We start from the raw sequence: 21874 nt of genomic DNA on the forward strand, positions 1-21874 counted from the left end.
CAAACAGGCAGAATTCCATGGCAAAGTCCGCAGCCCTAAATATTCCCCTGCCGGCGCGCGGCGAACGGGAAACCGTCAACCAGTGGGTCTATCGGGTCCTGCGCGAAGCGGTGATGATTGGCCGCATCCCGCCGGGGCGGCCTTTGACCATCCGCGAGATCGCGGCGGCGCTGGATGTCAGCACCATGCCGGTGCGCGAAGCCCTGCGCCGTCTGGCCAGTGAACAGGCGCTGGAAGTGCGCGACAACCGCCGGGTTCTGGTACCGCACATGACGGCGGCCCGTTTTCAGGAGCTGTGCGAGCTGCGCATTGCCATCGAGTCCCATGCTGCCGAGCGGGCTTTGCCGTGGCTGACCGAAGCCACCCTTGAGCAACTGGCCGAGGTGGATCGGGGCATTGATGCCGCCAACACCGCCGGGGATGTCGAACAGGCGACCATCCTCAATCAGCAGTTCCACCGCATCATCTATACCGCCAACCCGCACCAGACGGCGATGCCGCTGGTGGAAAGCCTGTGGCTGCAACTGGGGCCGTTTGTCCGGCTGGCGCTGTCGCGTCTCAGCGACCATTACACCGTTGACCGCCACGCCGAGGCGCTGACCGCCATCCGTCGCCGCGATGCGATGGCCTTGCGGGTGGCGATCGGGGCCGATATCCGCGATGGCATCACCCACGCCGGTACCGCCGAGCTGCTGAACGCCTATATCGGCAGCGCCGGGGAATCCAGCGGGCCATAATCGATCAGGCTGCCACGGTCGAGCGCATAGGCCCGGTTGCACACCAGCCGGGCGGTCAGGACGTTTTGCTCCGACACGATCAGCGTCAGGCCTTCGGCCCGCATCGCCCGCAGGGCGTCGAGCATCTGTTCGACGATGCGCGGGGCCAGTCCTTCGGATGGCTCATCCAGCAGCACCAGCGACGGATTGCCCATCAGGGTGCGGGCGATGGCCAGCATTTGCTGTTCTCCGCCCGACAGCGCTCCGCCGGGACGGTGGCGGTGTTCGGCCAGATTGGGGAACAGGGCAAACAGGCGCTCTTCCGTCCACGGGCGCAGGCCGTCGCGGGCGGGCTGTTTACCGACCGTCAGGTTTTCCTGCACCGACAATTCGCTGAAAATCCGGCGGTTTTCCGGCACCCAGCCCAGACCCAGCCGGGCGATGAGATGCGGCGGCAGTCCGTTCAAGGGCCGCCCGTCAAACCGGATATCACCCCGCACACGGCCCGTCTGGCGGCTGATCTGACCGGCAAGGGCCATCATGGTCGAGCTTTTGCCCGCGCCATTGCGGCCAATCAGCGCCACGGCGTCGCCTTTGGCAACCTCAAGGTGGATATCGTGCAGGATGTGGGCCTGACCGTACCACAGGTTCAGGTGCTTAACGCTCAGCATCGGGGGCCTGCTTTCGATAGGTCGCGCCGCGCCCGAGATAGACATCACGGACCTGTTCGTTCTGTTGGACCTCGTCGGGGGTGCCGTCTGCCAGCAGGGTTCCGCGATTGATCACCGCCACCCGGTCGGCGTGGCGAAACACCACATCCATGTCATGTTCTGTGAACACCACGGTGATGGTGCGCTGGCGGGCGAGGGTGACGGTCAGTTCCATCACGCTTTCCCGTTCGGCAAGCGCCATCCCGGCGGTGGGTTCGTCCATCAACAGCACATGCGGATCATTGACCAGCGCCAGCGCCAGTTCCAGCCGCTTGACATCGCCATAGGCCAGAGTGGCGCAGGGCAGCGGACCCAGCGGGCCGAGGCCGACCAGATCAAGCAGGGCCATCGCCTGATCGCGGTACAGCGCCCCGGCCCACGGCCACAGGGCGCGATAGCGGTTATGGGCTGAAATCAGCCCCATCTGAATGTTTTCCAGCACGGTCATCGAGCCAAAGGTGGCGGCAACCTGAAAGGTCCGTCCGACCCCCATCCGCCAGATGCGGCGCGGTGGCAGCCCCGCGAGCGATTGGCCGTTCAGCAGGACATCGCCACTGTCCGGCGACAGGTGGCCGGTCAACAGGTTGAAGGTGGTGCTCTTTCCGGCTCCGTTGGGTCCGATCAGGGCGAGGATCTGCCCGCGTGGCACCGACAGCGACAGACCAGCCACCGCCACCACACCGCCATAGCTTTTGCGCAGGGCGCGGGCTTCGAGCACCGGAGGCAGCAGGGAACAGCTCATGGGCGTGGCTCTTCAGTGGATGGGCCGGTGGGTGGGGCACGTCGCACCAGGTCGATGACACCACTCAGCCCCTGTGGCAGGGCGGTTGCCAGCACCACAATCAGCCCCCCCAGAATCAGGCGCCAGTATTCGACGGCGCTGATCAGCGACATGGAGAGGCCCTTGTAGACCAGCGCGCCGAGTACCGGGCCGGTCAGGCTCTGCACCCCGCCCAGCATTACCATCACCAGACCATCGACCGACAGCGGAATGGCAACGCTATCGGGGAACACGCTGCCCTTCAAAAAGGCGTACAGCGCCCCGGCCAGCCCGGCAAAGGCTCCGGCAAAAACCATGCAGGCCCAGTGCAGCGGCCCGCGCGGCAGGCCGATGGCTTCGGCGCGCAACGGATTGTCACGGCAGCCGCGCACGGCATAGCCGAACGGCGACAGGCTCAGACGGCGGATCAGCAGAATGGCCAGCACCACCACCGCCAGCGTCAGGCCATAAAAGGCGGCGGGAGAGGCTGCCCACGCCTGCGGCCAGATGCCGAGCAGACCGTTGTCGCCGCCGCTCCACTCGCCGCCCTGAAACAGCACGGACCAGACGATCTGGGCAAAGGCCAGCGTCAGCATCGCCAGATAGACCCCGGACAGGCGCAGGCAGAACCCGCCCAGCAGGATCGCCCCGGCGATTGCCAGCAACGGGCCGTTGAGCAGCGCCAGTCCCATCGGAGCCTGCAGCCAGTGGACCGACAGGGCGGCGCCATAGGCGCCCAGCCCGAAAAAGGCCGCATGACCAAAGCTGATCAGTCCGCCAACCCCCATCATCAGGTGCAGCGAGGCGGCAAACAGCATGAAGATCAGGATTTCACTGGCAACACTCAGCCGGTAATCGCCCAGCCACAGCGGGGCGCTGGCCGCCAGCCCCACCGCTGCCAGCAGCAGCCAGCGAACGGGGGGCTGCCATGGTTGCCACGGGCGGCTAGGAGACACGGCCTGCGCCGGGGCCTGTGGCTTGCCCAGCAGGCCAGAGGGACGGACGATCAGCACCGCCGCCATCACCAGAAACATCAGCACCAGTGTGATGCGGGGGAACAACAGGATGCCAAAGGCATTCAGCTCGGCAATCAGCACCGAGGCCAGCAAGGCCCCGCTGATGCTGCCCAGACCGCCGATCACCACCACCACGAACACCGCCACGATCACTTGCAGGCCCATGCCATGGTGGATGGCGTCGCGGGGGAGCTGGATGGCACCGCCGAGGGCGGCAAGGAACACCCCCAGCGCAAAGACGCCGGTAAACAGCCACGCCTGATTGACCCCCAGCGCGGCGACCATCGCGCGGTCCTGTGTTGCCGCCCGCACCAGCAAGCCCCAGCGGGTGCGGGTCAGCCACCAGCGCAAGGCCAGCCAGACCACTGGCCCGACGGCCAACAGCGCCAGATCGTAGAGGGGGAATTTCTGCCCCAGAATGCTGACCGCCCCCTTTAACCCCGGTGCGCGCGGGCCAAGCAGGTCTTCGGCCCCCCAGACCATCAACACCAGATCTTCGGTGATCAGCGTCAGACCAAAGGTGGCCAGCAATTGCAACAGCTCGGGGGCGTCATACAGGCGGCGGAGAATCAGGATTTCGACCAGTGCGGCCACCGCTGCCACCGCCAGCGCCGTCAGCGGCAGCGCCAGCCAGAACCCCCAGCCGGTGCCCAGCAGCGGCAGCAGCAGGCGATACAGGCTGTAGGCGCCATAGGCCCCCAGCATGTAAAAAGCGCCATGGGCGAAGTTGACAATGCGGGTGACGCCAAAAATCAGCGACAGACCGCTGGCGACCAGAAACAGGGAGGAGGCGCTCGCCAGACCGTTGAGCGCCTGCACCAGCAGAAAATCCACGATCGTTGCCTGTCTTACCGGGGGCGCAGGGCCGCAGCCTGCTCCGGCGGCGGCAGATAGTCTGCCCCGTTGCGATAGCTGAAATCGACCATCACCCCGGCCCCGTCCTTTTGTGCCGTCTTGCCGACAAAGGCCCCCAGCGTGGATTGATGATCGGCGGCGCGGAAGGTGATCGGGCCGAACGGGGTGGCGACATCGATGCCCTTGGCGGCGGCAATCAGCGCGGCGGTGTCGGTTGAACCGGCCTTTTTGATGATGGCGGCGGCACTCATCATTGCGCTGTAACCAACCACCGAGCCGACACGCGGATAGTCATTGTATTTGGCCTGATAGGCTTGCAGGAATGCCTGATGCTCGGGGGTGGTGATCTGGCTCCACGGATAACCGGTAACAATCCAGCCTTCCGGGGTTTCGGCCCCCAGCGGGTCGAGGTATTCCGGCTCGCCGGTCAGCAGGCTGACCACCGGCAGATCATCAAACAGGCCGCGCACGCTGCCCTCGCGGACGAATTTGGTCAGGTCGGGGCCAAAGGTGACGTTGAACAGTGCCTCGGGCTTGACCAGTGCCAGCGCCTGCACGGTGGCGGCGGCGTCGATGTTGCCCTGGGCGGGCCATTGTTCCCCGACCCATTCGATATCCGGGCGCAGGGCGGTCAGGGCATCCTTGAACGCTGCCACTGCCGAGGTACCGTATTCATAATTCGGAGCCACCGTTGCCCAGCGTTTGGCGGGGAGCTTGGCGGCTTGCTCGGCCAGCATTTTGGCCTGCATCGACACGCTGGGACGCAGGCGGAAGGTATAGTCATTGCCTTGTGACCAGATCAGGGCATCGGTCAGCGGCTCGGCGGCGAGGAACAGCACCTTCTTTTGCTGGGCAAAATCGGCCACCGCCAGCCCGACATGGGAAAAGAACGTCCCCATCAGCAGGCTGACCTGATCCCGGCTCAACAGCTCGTTGGCGGCGGTGATGGCGTCGCCCGGCTTGCCGCCGTCGTCGCGGGTGATCACCTCCAGCGGTCGCCCGAGAACGCCGCCGTTGGCGTTGATCTGCTCCTGTGCCAGCAGCAGGCCCTTGCGGTATGGCTCGGTGAAGGCGGGCAGGCGGGAATAGCTGTTGACCTCACCAATGCGGATCGGCTCGGCGGCCCCGGCCTGCGGCGTGCCCCACAGGGCCGACAGCGTTACCGCTGCCGCCAGCAGGGTGCGCCGAATGGCCCCCTGAACGGCCACCCGCGTCGTTGTCCGCGTCTCAGTCACCCACGTCAGCATCGCCTGTCTTGCTCCCGTCACCCGGATATGGAGGCCGGAGTTTAGCGTCTGGGCCACGGGAAGAACAGGCCGATAAACAAATCGGTCGCTTGTTTCGCGTTTTTGGTCATCCTACGTTCAGTCTTGGTTGGCAAGGATATCCGCAGATCAGTTCCGCGGCAGAAAGCGACGGTCAGGTATGGTTCAGGAAAAAGACCCCGCTGCGGCGGGAGGGCACCAGATGCGTCCGGCAAAGCGGGGGCGGCTGGTGCTGGCGGGGATCGCCGCTGTGGCAGTAGTGGCGGTTGGATGGAGTGTGCTGGGCAAGGCTCCGGCGTCGCTGCCTCCGGCCCCCAAGGTGCGGGCGGTGGCGGTCAGCGTCGCTCCGGCCCGGCAACAGGATTTCCCGCTGACCGCCCACAGCATCGGACGGGTGACGGCGATTGCCTCGGTGTCGCTGAAGGCGCGGGTGTCCGGCCTGTTGCAGGAAACCCTGTTCCGCGAAGGCCAGATGGTGTCCGCCGGGGAGGTGCTGTTCCGGCTGGACCGTGCCCCCTATGAGATCGCCTTGCGACAGGCCGAGGCGGCACTGGAGCGCGATCAGGCGCAACTTGCCAGCGTCCGCGCCGATGTTGGCCGTTATGGCAGCCTGTCGCAAAAGGGCTATGCCTCGACCCAGCAACTGGAGCAAACTACCGCGCAGGCACGGGCGCTGGCGGCAACGGTGGCGGCCGATCAGGCGGCGGTCGATCTGGCCCGCCTGAACCTCAGCTATACCGAAGTGCGCGCGCCGATCAGTGGCAAGACCGGGGCGGTGCGGGTCCATCCGGGCAATCTGGTCAATGACAGCGCGGCGCTGGTCGATCTGGCAACCCTGTCACCGATCCGCATCGCCTTTACCCTGCCGCAGCAGGATATCCCGCTGGTACAGGCGGCGATGGCGGGCGGGGCGGTGCAGGCGGTGATCAACGACCGGATTGCCGCCACCGTTGATTTCGTTGCCCCACAGGTTGACGCTGCAACCGGGACGGTCGAATTGCGGGCGACCACCGCCAATCAGGATCTGCGACTGGTGCCCGGTGAATTCGTACAGGTGGCGGTGCGTCTGGGCAGTTTGCCGCAGGCGATGATCGTGCCGCAGGAGGCGATCAATGCCGGGCAGCACGGGGCCTATCTGTATGTCATCAACGGCCAGCAGACCGCCGAGATGCGACGGATCAAGGTGCTGCGGCAGGACGGAACCCAGGTTGCGGTGGCGGCGGCTGACGGTGACAGTGGTCCGGCGCTGGCGGCGGGCGACCGGGTGGTGACCGATGGTCAGCTTGGGCTGGCACCGGGTTTACCGGTGACGGTGGTCAGTCCACCGGCAGGAGCCCCGGCCCCGGCTGACGGCACGGAGAAAAAATAATGTCGCTGGCCGAACTGTGTATCCGCCGCCCGGTGATGACCATTCTGGTGATGGCGGCGATGATCCTGTTTGGCGTGCTGGGCTATCTGCGCCTGCCCGTCAGCGAGCTGCCCGCCGTCGAATTCCCCACCATCAGCATTTCCGCCACCCTGTCCGGGGCCGACCCGGAAACAATGGCCTCGTCGGTGGCAACGCCGCTGGAAAACAAGCTGGCGACCATCGCCGGGATCGAGTCGATGGCGTCGACTTCGACGCTGGGATCAACGCAGATCACCTTGCAGTTCGCCCTGGATCGCGACATTGACGCTGCCGCGCAGGACGTACAGACCGCGCTGTCGTCGGCGCAGCGTGATCTGCCCGACGAGATGACCTCGCCGCCGACCTTCCGCAAGACCAATCCGGCCGATGCGCCGGTGCTGTATCTGGCGCTGGGGTCGCAGACCATGCGGCTGTCCGACGTGGCCGATTTTGCCGAAGGCCAGTTGGCCCGGCGGCTGTCGGTGATCGAAGGCGTGGCCGAGGTCAACGTCTATGGCTCGCAAAAGTATGCCGTGCGCCTGCAAGTGGACCCCAACGCGCTGGCCGCCCGCGGTCTGGGGCTGGACGAGGTCAATGCGGCGATCAAGGCGCTGAACGTCAACCAGCCTGCCGGGACCCTCAGCGGACCGACGCGGACCGCCACCATCTACACCAGTGGCAAGCTGCGGACATCCGAAGATTTCGTGCAGCAGGTGGTCGCCTATCGCAATGGCGCACCGGTGCGGTTCGGCGATATCGGGCAGGCGGTGGACAGCGTGGAAAACACCAAGGTTGCCAGTTGGTTCAACGGCACCCGCTCGATCGTTCTCGCCATCAAGCGCCAGCCGGGGGCCAACACCATCGAGATGGTTGACCGCATCCGCCAGGTGCTGCCAACCTTCCGCACCCAGTTGCCGCCCACGGTGACGCTGGAGGTGCTGTATGACCGCAGCCTGACCATCCGCGCCTCGGTGCATGACGTGCAGTTCACCCTGCTGTTGTCGGCGGCACTGGTGGTGATGGTGATCTTCCTGTTCCTGCGCAGCCTGTCGGCGACCATCATTCCGTCGCTGGCCCTGCCGATTGCGGTGATCGGCACCTTTGCCGGGATGGCGGCGATGGGCTACAGCCTCGATAACCTGTCGCTGATGGCGCTGACCTTGTCGGTTGGCTTTGTGGTCGATGATGCCATCGTGATGCTGGAAAACATCGTCCGCCATCAGGAACAGGGCAAGTCGCCCTTTCAGGCGGCGCTCGATGGCGCGCGCGAGGTGGGCTTTACCATCATTTCGATGACCATTTCGCTGGCAGCGGTGTTCATTCCGGTGCTGTTCATGGGGGGCGTGGTCGGGCGCTTGCTGAATGAATTTGCCATGACCATCGTGATGGCGATCATCGTGTCGGGGGTGGTGTCGGTGACGCTGACCCCGATGCTGTGCAGCCGCCTGATCCGGGGGCATGGCGGGCCGCATGGGCGGTTCTATCAGGCCAGCGAGCGTGCCTTTGATGCCGTACAGGACCTGTACCGGCGGTCCTTGCAGTGGTGCATGCGCCACCACCGGCTGACCTTTTGCGCCTTTCTGGCCAGCATTGCCGCCTCGGTGTGGCTGTTCATGGTGGTGCCAAAGGATTTCCTGCCAGTGGGCGACAGTGGCCGCATCACCGCTTATACCGAAGGCACCGTCGGCATTTCGCTGGAAGAAATGGCCGTTCGCCAGCAAAAACTGGCCGAAATCCTGCGCAGCCATCCCGGTGTTGACGGGGTGATGTCGTCGATCGGGGCCGGAGGGTCGCGCGCCTCGGCCAACTCGGGAACGCTGTTTGTGACCTTGAAGCCGTTCGAGGACCGGAAAAGCGTGTTCCTCATCCTGAACGAACTTCGCAAGATGGTGCCGACCGTGCCGGGCATCAAGGCCTATTTCAGCGTCCCGCCGTCGATCCGCATCGGCGGGTCGGTGTCGAAGGCGCAATATCAGTACACCTTGCAGGACCTGAATCTGCAAACCCTCTATGCCGGGTCGATCCGGCTGGCCGATGCGCTGGCGCAGACCGAGGGCTTTCTGGATGTGACCAGCAACCTCGAACTGTCGTCGCCTGCGGTGCATGTGGAAATCCTGCGTGACCGGGCGGCGGTGCTGGGGATCACCCCGGCGCAGATTGAAACCGTGCTGGGCTCGGCCTTTGGCGGACAGCAGGTGTCGACCCTGTACCGCGATGCCGACCAGTACGAGGTGATCCTTGAACTGTTGCCGCAGTATCAGCAGGAGCTGAACGACCTCAGCCGCCTGTATGTCCGCTCCGAGCGCAGCGGGCAACTGGTGCCGCTGAGTGCGGTAACACGCATTGCCGCCTCGTCCCTGCCGCAGTCGATCAACCATCTGGGCCAGTTACCCTCGGTGACGCTGTCGTTCAATCTGGCGCCGGGGGTATCACTGGGGCAGGCGGTGGACAAGCTGGAGGCGCTGAAACAGGCGGTCGCCCTGTCATCGACCACCCAGACCACCTTTGAAGGCACCGCGCAGGCCTTTACCTCGTCGCTGAAGGGCATGGGCGGGCTGCTGATTCTGGCGGTGCTGGTGGTCTATATCGTGCTGGGGATTTTGTATGAAAGCTTCATCCACCCGCTGACCATCCTGTCGGGCCTGCCGTCGGCGGCGGTCGGGGCGCTGCTGGCGCTGGATTTGTCGGGGATGCCGCTGAACCTGTATGGCTTTATCGGGGTGATCCTGCTGGTCGGGATCGTCAAGAAGAACGCCATCATGATGATCGATTTTGCGCTGGTCGAAGAGCGTGTTCACCAGCGCCCGCCTGCCGAGGCGATCTTTGAGGCGGCAGTGGTCCGTTTCCGCCCGATCATGATGACCACTCTGGCCGCCCTGATGGGGGCGGTGCCGATTGCGGTCGCCTATGGGCAGGACGGCGAGTCCCGGCAGCCGCTGGGGGTGGCGGTGGTCGGCGGTCTGCTGCTGTCGCAACTGCTGACCCTGTACATTACCCCGGTTCTGTACCTGTATCTGGACCGGCTGGTGCGGCGCGACAAGACGGTGGAGATTGGGCAGGTGCAAAAAAGTTAGGGAAAAAGATTGAAAATGCGAATGGTTCGCGTTATGAATTTCCCCAGCGAATTTCCAAGACTTCAGGGGACTGTAATGCGGACCTTCAAGACGTGGCTTTTGTCCTGTGCTTCGGTGGCAATCATGGCCAGCTCGGCAGCCTGGGCTGGCGAGGCAAAGGTCGAAGTGCTCGACAAGAGCTTTGATGTCGCGGGCGGCATGCTGGCGTACACCGAATTCGAACTGTCGGGCGAGCCGCTGGCCGAAGGGCTGGGGCTGGACCTCGACGTGCTGGACCCGAACGCCGTCAACCAGCCGACCGCCTTTGACTACACCGCTGGCATCGAGAGCTACGAGTACTCGGAAGAAGCGATGTATGCGGTCAACTATCAGTCGAAGATGGGCCCGCACATCGTCAACGGTCCGCTGAACGCCAGCCGGGGCGGCACGCTGGAAAGCCTCGGCAAGCGGGTGATGGAACTGACCGCTGCGGTTGGCTTCTCGGCGGAAGAACTGCCGCTGAACTTCTATCCGGTCAGCTTCCCGTACTCCAAGGGCATGCCGACCTTTGCCGGCAAGGTTGACACCAGCGAAGTCGGCAAGGACGAGCTGAAGCTGGTCGATGCTGCAGGCAAGGAAACCACCGTCAGCACCAGCATCCCGGCGTACTTCCGTGATTACGCCAGCCTCGGCTGGACCGAAGACGGCATGAGCAAGACCTTCACCCCGGCTGCCGCGGGCGCCGAGATGCTGAAGGACGTGATGTGGGCGCAGGACTTCCTCGGCGGCATGCACGTCAAGGAAAGCGACGAAGAAGTCGAAGCCGAAAGCAGCACCATGGATCAGGACGGCAAGCACGCTCTGGGCGTGTCGGCGGCTGACGGTGTGAACGGCGTTCTGCTGACCGAAATCACCTGGGACAAGCTGCTGACCCTGCGCAACCAGATGGTCTATGACGGCAAGGCCCTCGGCGGCAAGCTGACCTCCTCCTATGACCCGAAGAAGGGTGCCCTGTGGTTCCCGGCGGCGGTCAAGGTCACCGAAGCCGAAAAGAACGGCGTCAAGGCGATCGGCAAGCTGGAGGTGATCGACGGCTCTTCGACCCTGCGCAACACCTGGATGATGCTGTGGCCGCTGGCCGAAGTCTATGCCTACAGCGATCAGCGCGCCGAAAACAAGGGCCAGAACAAGGCGTTCATGGCGGTGTTTGACGGTGCTCCGTTCGCGGCAGCTCCGGCTGCCAACCGCAATGTGGACCTCAGCGACGATGTGGCCGCCGATGACGTGTTCTCGGTGGTGTCGCTGCTGACCAACGCCCAGTTCAAGAACCTCGACGCCCTGCACTTCAACGCCAAGGAAGGCACCTTTGTTGACCGTTGGGACGGCAAGAGCGCCGGGACCACCGTCACCACCTACGATGCGGCCTATACTCTGGCGGCGTTGCAGATTTTCCAGCGCTCGCAGGATGCCCTGCCGGTCGGTTACGCCTCGGCTGATGCCGGCGAGCCGCTGGGCACCGCCCGTGCCAAGCGCGCCGTCGAGCTGATCCGCGCCCAGTCCAACTTCATTCTGGCCAAGCTGGTTGGCAAGGATGGTCTGGTGGCCGACAGCTATGAAATCGGCAAGGGGGCTTCGGCCTCGCGCAGCCTCGCCACCCAGTTCGCCACCATTCGCGGCCTGTCGGCGGCGTTCAAGGCCACCGGTGACGAAAAGTACCGGACTGCGGCCCGCAAGCTGTACCTGGCTATCGAAGCGAAGATGTTTGACAAGGCCATCGGCACCTTCGCCGACCAGCCGGGCAAGCCGACCATCCACACCCCGTGGACCGCTGCGGCGATCAGTGCCGGTCTGCGCGAAGCCCTGCAAACCCTGCGCAATCAGGAAGGGGAAAAGGAGCCGCTGCTCGACCTCGCCAACCTGACCGGTCGTTACGAGCATTGGTTCCGCACCGTGATCAACGGCGGCGCGCAGATGTCCGAATGGCTGGGTGACTCGGGTGAAAACATTGTGGCGGGTGACACCACCGGCGATACCGACAAGGACGGCGTGCCGCAGATCACCAAGGCCGGTGTGGCGCAGGTGATGGCCGCGCAGGTCAAGGTCAGCGCCGGCAAGTAAAATACCCTGTCTTTAGGGCAAATCCCGAGCATATGGGGCCATCTGTGACGACGTATTTGCTTGAAATACAAGACATTAGAGCATTTGAAGTGATCCAGAGAGAACGGAAAATGCTCTAGCCGGGGTAGTAGGACTTTGGTCGCCGGGGCAGGGCTGGCATCGGCGACCAAGGGGCAGCGGTCTGTGACTGGAACGCGCCTGATGGCGGCGAGGGGAAACCTTCGCCGCCATAAGCCTTTTGGGGGTTGTAACGACCGATGGCAGCCCGACTGTTTATCTGTATGCCAGCATTGCGACTTGCGAATGGTCGTGCGACTTATTCTCACTACCTGATCTGTGGCAACTGGTGTAAGAGTTAGGAACGGCAACGAATAAAAAGAATGTGGGTATTCCGTTCGACGTCTGGTGCTGGCAAGAAGAGTGTGTGATGGCGACCTCCTCCAAAAGCGACTTCCACGCAAAACTGCGGGCGATGCCATGGCACCGCCGGTTGGCTTTCCACTCCAAGCGGGTGGAGGTGGTGCTCTATCTGGCCCTGCTGAGTGGCGTCCTGCTGTGGGATGTGGTGGCCGGGGCGGTCGGGCTGCCGTGGCAGATCGGGCGGGTGGCACTGGTCAGCCATTACCTGCTGACGCTGGTGGCCTTTCCGTTGCTGGTGGTGCCGTTCTGGTTGTCCCATCGCGGCCATTTGTCGTCTCCCCGTGCCACGCCGTTCCTGAGCTGGACCGGGCGGGGCATCGAGCTGTTGCTGGCCGTCCTGCTGCTGTCGGGGCTGTGGCTGGCGCTGGTTGGCAATCGTGGCGATGACGTTGGCGGAGTGGTCCGCTGGAGTCACCTGATTGGCGGTCTGGTGGTCACCGCCATCGTGCTGGTCCATGCCTGGCGCTATAGCCTGCTGCGGACCCTGCGCGGGCTGGCCCTGATCGTGCTGGCGGTGCTGGCGCTGATGGCATTGCCGGGCTATGCCCGTGCCGCTGATGCCCCCGCGCAGGACGTTCCGCCACAGCGCAGCACCTCGTTCCTGCTCGACGGACCGTCGGGCCGGTTGTACAGCGCCAATTTCTCGGCAGGCTCGCTGTCGGTGATCGACCGCAAAAGCGGCGAGCGCACCGCCGAGGCGGTGCTGGGCGGTGATATCCAGCGTCTGGCACTGGGGCCGGAAACGCTGGCCGTCACTGACATGCTGGGCGGACGGGTGCTGGTGCTTGACCGCCAGACGCTGGCGGTCAAGGCGACGGCGACGGTCGGCGGTCGTCCGATCGGGGTGGTCTATGATGCCCGCCATCACTGGTATTGGGTGGCGCTGTTCGAGGCTGGCAAGCTGGTGGCGGTGACCCCAAAGGGCGAGGTGGCCGAAACGGTCACCGTGCCGGAAACGCCGCGTGGTCTGGCCCTGCTGAGTGATGGTCGCCTGCTGATCACCCATGCGATGATCGGCAAGGTCAGCCTGTGGGATACCACCGCGACACCGCTGAAGCCGCTGTCAACCATTGAACTGGGCGAAGAACAGAACCCGAGTGAAACGGTGTCGCAGGGGGCACCGCGCCTGCTGGATGACATCGCCCTCAGCCCCGACCAGACCGAAGCCTGGCTGCCGCATGTGCTGTGGAACTTTGATCACCCGTTCCAGTTCCAGTCGACCGTCTTCCCGGCGATTTCACTGCTGTCGCTGGTGCCGGGCGAAGAGCACGAGGTTCTGGAGCATCGCAAGCAACTGTTCCAGCAGATCAACATTCTGGAAGAGGGCAACCGCACCCGCATTGTCTCCAACCCGCAGATGGTGGCCTTCTCCGCCGACGGCAAGCGGGTCTATGCGACGGCGGCGGGCAGCGAAGACCTGTTGGTGTTTGACCGCTCGCGCGCCCGTCCGCTCAGTCAGGACAGCGCCGAACGCCGGTCGCGCCGGGCCAACAAACTTGATCAGGGCGGTGCCAAGGTGGTGCAGATTTTCCGCCATTTGCCGGGCGACAACCCGCGCGGGCTGGTGGTTGATGGCAACGACATTCTGGTGCAGAACGCGATGAGTCTCGATGTCAGCCGTCTGGATGCCGGGGGCAACAGCTCGTTTGCCCGCGTGACGCTGGCGCAGGAAAAATTCGCCACACTGGTCGCCCATGACCCGCTGCCGCCGCCGGTGCGGCGGGGCGAGCGGCTGTTCCATTCCGGCAACACCGATGATTTCCCCGACCGGTCGATGGCGGGGGACAACTGGATGAGCTGCCAGTCCTGCCACGTCGATGGCTTCAACTTTACCAACCAGTACCTGTATCACGACACCAAACGGAACGTCGCCGAGGATGCGGTGATTGGTCACCGCAACATGAAATACATGGTGGCCGGGGACTTTGTGACCGATTACCTGAACATGATCCGTGACACTCAGGGCGGCATGGGCGGTGATCCGCGCTTTGGGGCGCCGAACATCGACCCGGAAAACCCGCCGGATGCGGTGGGCGGGATGATGTCCGACCTGCATCGCTACGTGGTGGCCAAGGAAAACCTGCCGTTCTTCGGGACGTGGATGCGCATCGAGGCCAACAGCCCCGACGGCAAGACGCCGCATCCCAAGGACTGGGTGAACTCGGCGGCCTGCCGCGAATGCCATTCCGAGCTGTTTGACCAGTGGGCCGATTCAACGCACCGCCTGATGGGGGAATCCAACCCCTATTACATGGTGGTGGAAAATCTGGCCGGGGAAACCGAAGGCGAGGGCTTCCGCGCCTGGTGCATGGGCTGCCACCAACCCGCCAAGCTGTCCACTGGCTGGCGCGCCAGCACCGAACAGGGTCACATGTTTGAAAAGGGTGGGGTCAGCCTGATCGAAGCCCAGAAAGAAGGCCGCGTTGATCTTGACGAAGGCACCAGTTGCCTGATGTGTCACCGCATCACCGCTGTCGAGGATGTGGCGACGGCAGGCGGCGGCAATGCCAGCTATACCGTCAACCTGCGCGACCGTGAAACCTATGTCTTTGAAAATGACGACTCTGCCGCGCTGAAGTGGCTGGGTGACAAGCAGATCAATGCCAAGCCCGATGTTCACAAGGCTAGCTACATGCAGCCGTTCTACAAGGACCCCAAGCTGTGCGGCTCCTGCCATGGCGAGTTCTCGCCGGGGACTGGCTCGGTGATTGTGAACACCTATGGCGAATGGGAAGCCTCGCCCTATAACAATCCGTCCGACCCCAGCAAGAACCGCACCTGCATTGATTGCCACATGCATGGCGACATCAAGCAGATCGGCACGCCGCTGCCGGGGCAATCGACCGATGGCGGGCCGGTGAAGGCCAACGTGGTGACCCACCAGTTCACCGGCGCCAACCATCATCTGGTCGGTCTGCGCAATCCCAAACTGGCGCAGATGAGCGTTGATTTGCTGCGCTCGTCGGCCACCCTGACCAGCCGTCTGGAACCGACCGCCGATGGCAGGCAGGTGGTGGTGCGGGTGGCCAATACCGGCGCCGGGCACAAGCTGCCGACCGGGGTGGCCGACTTCCGCGAAATGTGGCTGCAACTGACCGTTACCGATGCCCGTGGGCAGGTGGTGGTGCAAAGCGGCCAACTGGACAGCGCCAACGAACTGCCTGCCGATGTGCGCAAATACGCCAAGACCTTTGGCCGTGCCGATGGCACGCCCGCCGGTCTGACCTTCTGGCGCCATGAAAAGATGCTGACCGATACCCGCATCCCGGCGGGGGGGCACAGCGACGAAGCCTTTGCCTTGCCGCCGGACACCCAATTGCCGGTGAAGGTCGAGGCCCGTCTGTTGTTCCGCATCTATCCGCAGTGGGTGACGACGGCAGTGCAAAAGGCTTACCCCGCCCTGCCGACCCCCGAGGTGGTGGAAATGAACCATCTGTCCATTGAATTAGGGAGCTGATAGCCATGCTGGCTGCGTTTTTGATCACCCTGCGCGAAGGTCTGGAGGCCTTTTTGCTGGTGGGCATCCTGTTGGCCTTCCTGCGCAAGCTGGATGCGCTGCACTACGCCAAGTGGATTTATGTCGGTGTTGCCGGTGGGGTGGTGGCGTCGCTGGCGGCGGCCTTCCTGTTCCAGGTGGTGATCGACCAGTTCAGCAACGCCGCCTATCAGACAATGATGATGATTGGCATCCTGCTGTTTGCAGCGGCGGTGCTGACCTACATGGCGATCTGGATGCAAAAGCAGGCCCGTGCCCAGACCGAAAGCGTCAAGCGCAAGCTGGAAGGCTTTGTCACCGCAGGCAACCTGTTCGGCATGATCTCGCTGGCCTTTGTCGCCGTGCTGCGTGAAGGGGTGGAGACGGTGCTGTTTTTCTCTGCCCTGATGTATTCCGGTGCCGAAGTGTCGCTGGAAGCGGGCCTGATCGGGGCCGCCCTCGGGCTGGCCGTGTCGATCGCTCTGGTGTGGATGCTGTTGAAGTCAACCCGCAAGATCGCCCTGCAACCGTTCTTTCGCTATACCTCGTTGCTGATCATCATCATTGCCGCTGGTCTTCTGGGGTCTGCGGTCAACATGCTGCAAAGTGTTGAACTGGTCTCGGTGATGACCGACCATCTGTTTGACATTTCCTTCATTCTGGATGATCGCGGGCTGATTGGGACTTTCCTGCGCGCCCTGTTCGGTTATAACTCGTCGCCGACCCAGTTGCAGTTCCTGTGCTGGGCGCTGTATCTGGCGCTGGCGGTGACCCTGTGGCACCGCGGCTATCAACAACCGAAAGCATCCTGAGCGGTCAATGGGCGTAGAACAAGGGCGGCCAGCCCATGTGGTGGTGATCGGCGGCGGGCCTGCGGGCCTGACCGCCGCGTGGGAACTGTTGCGGCACGAGGTCAAGGTGACGGTCCTCGAACGGGCGCCGTCGGCGGGTGGACTGGGTGGCACGACGGTCTTTGAAGGACAAGCCGGGCAGTACCGCTTTGACTACGGCGGGCACCGCTTCATCACCCATAACCCGGATTTGCTGGCACTGGTGGAAGAGCTGGTGGGCGACGACCTGCTGACCGCCGAGCGCAAAAGTGTCATCCGGCTGGGCGGGCGCACCTATGCCTATCCGCTGGCGCTGGGCAATCTGGTGCGCACGGCGCCAACGGCGATGCTGGCCGGGGCGGTGCGTGATTTGCTGTTGCTGCCGTTCCGCCGCCCCCGTCAGGAGCCGGACGATTTTGCCGGCTGGATCAGCAGCCGCTTTGGTCCGACCCTGTACCGGACCTTTTTTGAAGGGTATACCGCCAAGCTGTGGGGCCTGAACCCGCGCCAGTTGTCAGCGGACTGGGCCGAGCAGCGGATCAGTCTGGTGGACCTGAAAGACGTGGTGCGCCGCCTGTTGCCCGGTGCGGCCAACAATCCGCGCACCTATGCCCGCAGCTATCGCTATCCCAAATACGGCTTCGGGATGATTTTTGACCGTCTGGCGGCGTTCGTGGCGGACAATGGCGGCGAGATTCGCTCTGGCGTCAGCGTCACCGGGCTGGTCCATCGCAAGGGCCATATCTCGGCGGTCAAGACCACGGCGGGCGAGATTGCCTGTGATGCGGTGATTTCATCGGTGCCGCTGCCGGACATGGTCAAACTGACCGGCGGCAAGAGCAAGCTGCGCTTTCGCGGGCTGCGCTTCCTGAACATGCCGATGGCGATGGACAATGTCTCGGACTGTACGTGGCAGTACCTCTCTGACCCCGACATGATGGCCACCCGGTTGCAGGAGCCGCGGCGGCGGTCGCCGTTCATGGCCCCGCAGGGCATGACCTCGATCATGCTGGAAATCCCCTGCGATCCCGGCGACAGGCTGTGGAAAATGCAGGACGAGGCGCTGTTCGAGCTGGCGATGGCCGATTTGCGCCGTCTGGGGGTCGATACCGGCAAGGCGACGGGCGAGTGCTTTAGCACCTATGCCCCCTACGCCTATCCGCTGATGAGCGTCGGCTATCAGAAAGAGCGCGAAAAGGCGTTTGTTCACTTGGACCAGTTCGACAATCTGGTGCAATGTGGCCGACAGGGCACGTTCCGCTACCTGTTTACCGATACCGCAATGGAAATGGGGCAGATGGCGGCGCGCGGGCTGGTCGTCGGCGCCGAGGGCAGCCGCTGGCGGCGGCAGGTTTATGACCACCGCAACGAGCGGACGGTGATTGAAACGCAGAGTGTGGCATAACAGGCATGGTTTGACCTTTGCCGACGGTCACACAGTTACGACAGGCACAGAAGGAGCTGGGCATGAGCACGATCCGTAAGGGGTTCTTGGTGGCGATAGGCCTGCTGGCCGGGGGGCTGGCGGTGGGGGCCGACGGTGTCGGGCCGCTGGCGGTGACACCTGCAAGCGCCTATTCCTATGCCGCCGCTGGCAAGGAACCGCTGATCGACGCCCGTGAAGCCGCCCTGAAGGCGATCGGCGAAAAGAACTGGGATGCGGCAGCGCAGGCGTTTGCCGGGGCGAAGGACGAGCTGGTCTATCTGGAAGACCATCACCATGCCGGTCTGCAAAAGGAACTGGCTGACGCGGTGCAGGCCAGGGACGAGGCCGCTGTCCGGGCGGTGCTGAAGATCGCCTTTGCCGCCGAGATTGACCGCCGTCTGGATGGCGCCCAGCAGAACATGAAAGACTATCAGACCGCCAAGGTGCTGGTGATCAAGGCCCGGCGTTTTCTCGATGCCTTCAGCGGCGATATCGACCCGGCCAAACGCAAGGCCGCCGAAGACGGCCTGACCGCCGCGCTGGCGGCGATTGGCAACCCCGGTGTGTTTGGCGTCGGAGCCAAGACCGCCGATCCCGAGGCCTTCAAACAGGCCTATGCGTCGGTCAAGGCGGCTCTGGGCCTGTAAGGGGTGCGGCCGCCGGTGCTGAACAGGGTCTTTCTGCTGCCCCTGCTGGCCCATCTGGCCGTGGGATGGTGGATGATCCGCTATCCGGTGGCCTTGCCATCCGAAGATGCGCTGTTCTTTGCGCGCGGGCTGACCCACTTCAGCGTGCTGGAGTTCTCTCCGCACTTTCCCGGCTATCCCGGCCTGATGCTGTTGGGGCGGCTGGTGTTGCTGGCGACCGCCGACCCGGTGCGGGCCTTGTGGCTGGTGACGGTGAGCACCGCCTTGCTGTTGCCGGTGGCGATGGCGTGGGCGGTGGCCCGGCTGGGCGGGCGGCCCCTGCTGGCCTATGCGCTGGGGCTGACCTTGCCGCTGTTGTCCTGTCTGGGCCTGTCGTTGCTGTCCGACGGTCTGGGCGTTTTCTTTCTGGTCCTGTTCATCGGCCTGTGCGCCCGGCCTTCGGTGCGGGCGTGGGGATGGGGAGGGGCGGCGCTGGGGATGGCGCTGGCCTGTCGTCCGTCCGCCGGGGTGTTCGTGGTGGTGGCGCTCGGGCTGGCCCTGTGGCTGGCACCGCAGGCGGGTGGCGTGCGCTGGCGCCCACGGGTGATGATCCTGACCGGCATGATGGCCGTTCTGCTGCCGCTGTTCGGAACGGTGTTCCTGCTGGAAGGCTGGCCCTATGTCGCCGAGGGCTGGCGCTTTCTCTATGGACATCTGTTCCTGTGGGGACAGACGATGGTCAGCGAAACCGCCGTGCGCCCGTCGTGGAGCCAATCCTTGCGCAGCTTGCCTGTCGGGCGGCTGTGGGCGCTGGTGATGCTGGGGGTGGCGGCGGCGCTGGCGGTGTCTCTGGGCAAGGTATTCTGCCGCCGGGGCCGTCTCATCCCGGCGGGCTGGCTGATTCTGGCCGGAGCATGGGGGGCGGCCACCGCGTGGACACTGGCCTTTCAGAACCCGGCCAATCCCCGCCATCTGGCGCCGGTTCTGGTGCTGTTGGCCCTGATGCTGGCCTCGTTGCCGCGCCGCTGGGCGCGGGGGATGGGCTGGAGCGTGGTGGCGTTGCAGGCCAGCATGGCGTGGTTTACCCTTGATGTGCGGCATTCTCCGGCAGAGCGTTTCCCGCCTGTCCATACCGCCGTTCAGGCCATTGATGCCCTCGCCCGGCCGGGGCAAGGAGAAACCCGGTCAGTGACGCTGTTCAGCAATACGGCGCTGGAATTGTTTCGGCACGAATTACCGATGGTCACCGTGGTCGATGCCTATTACCGTGATGATACAGAGTCGGTGATGCGGACGACCAGCGGATGCCTGCTGCGGATATCCACTCAGCCGTGGTCGGGGCGGTTTGGGGATCGGCTGGCCACATTCGAACGGACGTTTGCTGGCCGATTCTGGGGCGAGGGAGCATTGTACCTCTACGGAACCCGGGAGTGCGTGTCCCGGTAAGGACGGGGCCATACCCGGATGTGCGCAAGGGGAGGCGTAAGCGATGGGACGGAAAGGCGGGCCTGCTGGATGGTCCCGGAGCACGCTGTACCTGATTGTCCTGGGGTGTGCGCTGGCGCTGCCACACGGGGCACAGGCGGCACGACTGAGCTATTGCGTTGATCCCGATTGGCCTCCTTATGAAATCATCACGGCGGCGCAACAACATGACGGGATTGCCGCCGATTTGCTGGGGCTGGTGGCCGGGCGGGCCGGGGTGGAGCTGTCACTGGTCCCGACCAGAACCTGGGATGACAGTCTGGCCGCTGCCCGTGATGGCTCCTGTCAGGCGCTCAGCTTTCTGAACAAAAGCCCGTCTCGCGATGAATGGCTGACCTTCACCGAGCCGTTGCTGGTCGATCCCAACGTGCTGGTCACGCGCGAAGACCACGAGTATATCGCCAATCTGGCCAATGAAGGGGCGGTTCGCATGGTCCTGCCCAGCGGAACCGCGATCGAAGAACGGGTGCGGCGGGATTTCCCCAATGTGGCGATCAGCATCGTCAACAGTGAAGCCGAAGCCTTTGCATGGGTATCAGAGGGCAAGGCGGATGTAACGCTGCGTTCGATGAGCGTCGCCGTCTATACCATCAAGAAAGACGGCTGGTTCAACCTGAAAGTGGCCGGACAAATTCCGGGTTACGAGAACCGCTTGCGCATTGGTGTTCGTTCGGCTGATCCGGCTGCGGTTGCGCTGATTCCAGCCCTTGATCAGGCCATCGCCAGCATAACCCCTGCCGAGCGGCGGGAAATCCTGAACCGGCATGTCTCGATTACCATTGCCCAGCCGGTGGACTGGTGGCTGGTGGCCCAGATCGGGCTGGGTGTGCTGATGGCGCTGGTCATCCTGCTGCAACGGGTCAAGATGATGCGGATTGCCCGCGATCAGGCGCTGGCCCATCTGACACAGGAAACCAGTCAGCGGCAGGAAATGGAGCGATTCATGACCATGCTGACCCGCGAGCTGAAGCGCCCGATTTCGGTGGTGCGGCTGGTGATGGGCGGAGCGAAGCTGTCAGACTCTCAGCGGGACCATGTTGATGATGCGTTGGGGGATATGGAAAACCTGCTGGGTCACTGCGTGCAGGTGGAGCAGCTGGAGCAGGGCAAGCTGGAGGTTCAGCCGGTTGATTGCAGCGTGCGCGAGGTGTTGCAGGAGGTGATCACCGCTTGTCGCGGGCGCGAACGGGTTCGGTTGGCGTTGTACGGCGATTGTCTGTTGCGCACCGATCAAACGCTGTTGGTGGGGGTGCTGAACATTCTGCTGTCCAATGCCCTGAAATATTCTCCGCCGGTCAGTCCGGTTGACCTGATTGCACGGATCGAAAAGCGGGGACATGGCGATGTGGTCTGTTTTGTGATCGAAAACGCCCCCGGCATGGCTGGGCCACCTGACCCGTCTTTGGTATTTCAACGCTATTATCGTGCGCCAGAGGCCCGGAAGCTGGCCGGGGCAGGGCTGGGGCTATACCTCGCCCGCCACATCGCCCGCCTTTTGGGCGGCGATGTGGCGTTTGTCCCCGACCCGGTGGTGGTTCGTTTTGAGCTGTGGTTGCCCTGTTGTGACGGGTGGTGTGTTTCCCCGGCCTAGAGCAGCGTGCGTTAAACCGGACGCAGGCACGCTGCTCTAACCTTTTGTTCTGTCGCATTGTTGTTGCGAAAACCGGTTCCCACTTTTCGCACAATGCTCTAACACCGTGTCTGATCACAGTATAGTACAGTTTAAAACAAG

At 63.8% G+C, this 21874-nt stretch carries 14 protein-coding genes; 10 read left to right on the forward strand and 4 right to left on the reverse strand.

Annotation, left to right across the window (positions count from 1 at the left end; all coding sequences use genetic code 11):
- Positions 1 to 17 precede the first annotated feature (17 nt).
- Positions 18 to 737, forward strand: a complete 720-nt coding sequence (locus BW995_RS18845; protein ID WP_076401986.1) for a GntR family transcriptional regulator — start codon at positions 18 to 20, stop codon at positions 735 to 737.
- Here BW995_RS18845 and BW995_RS20665 read toward each other — a convergent pair.
- From BW995_RS20665 to BW995_RS18865, 4 genes are read right to left on the reverse strand one after another with little or no spacing between them, the layout of a single operon-like run.
- Positions 701 to 1387: an ABC transporter ATP-binding protein gene (locus BW995_RS20665; protein ID WP_076401987.1), complete on the reverse strand. Its 687-nt coding sequence runs from the start codon at positions 1385 to 1387 to the stop codon at positions 701 to 703. The two genes, BW995_RS18845 and BW995_RS20665, sit on opposite strands and share 37 nt — an antisense overlap.
- Positions 1374 to 2168: an ABC transporter ATP-binding protein gene (locus tag BW995_RS20670; RefSeq protein ID WP_076401988.1), complete on the reverse strand. Its 795-nt coding sequence runs from the start codon at positions 2166 to 2168 to the stop codon at positions 1374 to 1376. The genes BW995_RS20665 and BW995_RS20670 overlap by 14 nt, the downstream gene beginning before the upstream one ends.
- Positions 2165 to 4036, reverse strand: a complete 1872-nt coding sequence (locus tag BW995_RS18860; RefSeq protein WP_076401989.1) for an ABC transporter permease — start codon at positions 4034 to 4036, stop codon at positions 2165 to 2167. The genes BW995_RS20670 and BW995_RS18860 overlap by 4 nt, the downstream gene beginning before the upstream one ends.
- Positions 4037 to 4050: 14 nt before the next feature.
- The gene (locus BW995_RS18865; protein ID WP_084194992.1) at positions 4051 to 5304 is read right to left on the reverse strand and encodes an ABC transporter substrate-binding protein; all 1254 of its coding nucleotides are present in this window, start codon (positions 5302 to 5304) and stop codon (positions 4051 to 4053) included.
- A 220-nt stretch (positions 5305 to 5524) separates the two neighbouring features.
- Between BW995_RS18865 and BW995_RS18870 the strand changes: the two genes are divergently transcribed.
- The 9 genes from BW995_RS18870 (at position 5525) to BW995_RS20890 (ending at position 21733) form a co-directional block, all read left to right on the forward strand.
- Positions 5525 to 6691, forward strand: a complete 1167-nt coding sequence (locus BW995_RS18870) for an efflux RND transporter periplasmic adaptor subunit (RefSeq protein ID WP_076401990.1) — start codon at positions 5525 to 5527, stop codon at positions 6689 to 6691.
- Positions 6691 to 9783, forward strand: a complete 3093-nt coding sequence (locus BW995_RS18875; RefSeq protein ID WP_076401991.1) for an efflux RND transporter permease subunit — start codon at positions 6691 to 6693, stop codon at positions 9781 to 9783. The genes BW995_RS18870 and BW995_RS18875 overlap by 1 nt, the downstream gene beginning before the upstream one ends.
- 75 nt (positions 9784 to 9858) lie before the next feature.
- Positions 9859 to 11880 (forward strand): hypothetical protein, encoded by a 2022-nt coding sequence (locus BW995_RS18880; protein WP_076401992.1) that lies wholly within the window; start codon positions 9859 to 9861, stop codon positions 11878 to 11880.
- Between the two features lie 427 nt (positions 11881 to 12307).
- Complete coding sequence (locus BW995_RS18885) at positions 12308 to 15757, forward strand: YncE family protein (RefSeq protein WP_217696145.1); 3450 nt, start codon at positions 12308 to 12310, stop codon at positions 15755 to 15757.
- A gap of 5 nt (positions 15758 to 15762) precedes the next feature.
- Positions 15763 to 16587 (forward strand): FTR1 family iron permease, encoded by an 825-nt coding sequence (locus BW995_RS18890; protein ID WP_076401993.1) that lies wholly within the window; start codon positions 15763 to 15765, stop codon positions 16585 to 16587.
- A 7-nt stretch (positions 16588 to 16594) separates the two neighbouring features.
- Entirely contained in the window at positions 16595 to 18010 is a 1416-nt protein-coding gene (locus BW995_RS18895) for an FAD-dependent oxidoreductase (RefSeq protein WP_076401994.1), read from the forward strand.
- A gap of 62 nt (positions 18011 to 18072) precedes the next feature.
- Entirely contained in the window at positions 18073 to 18678 is a 606-nt protein-coding gene (locus BW995_RS18900; protein WP_217696146.1) for a hypothetical protein, read from the forward strand.
- Between the two features lie 15 nt (positions 18679 to 18693).
- Positions 18694 to 20103 (forward strand): hypothetical protein, encoded by a 1410-nt coding sequence (locus BW995_RS18905; RefSeq protein ID WP_076401995.1) that lies wholly within the window; start codon positions 18694 to 18696, stop codon positions 20101 to 20103.
- Positions 20104 to 20146: 43 nt separating this feature from the next.
- On the forward strand, positions 20147 to 21733 hold the full coding sequence (locus BW995_RS20890; protein ID WP_076401996.1) for a transporter substrate-binding domain-containing protein: 1587 nt from the start codon (positions 20147 to 20149) through the stop codon (positions 21731 to 21733).
- Positions 21734 to 21874: the final 141 nt, after the last annotated feature.

Origin of the sequence: Insolitispirillum peregrinum (genome assembly GCF_900156605.1) — a bacterium.
Classification (GTDB): Bacteria; Pseudomonadota; Alphaproteobacteria; order Rhodospirillales; family Rhodospirillaceae; genus Insolitispirillum; species Insolitispirillum peregrinum.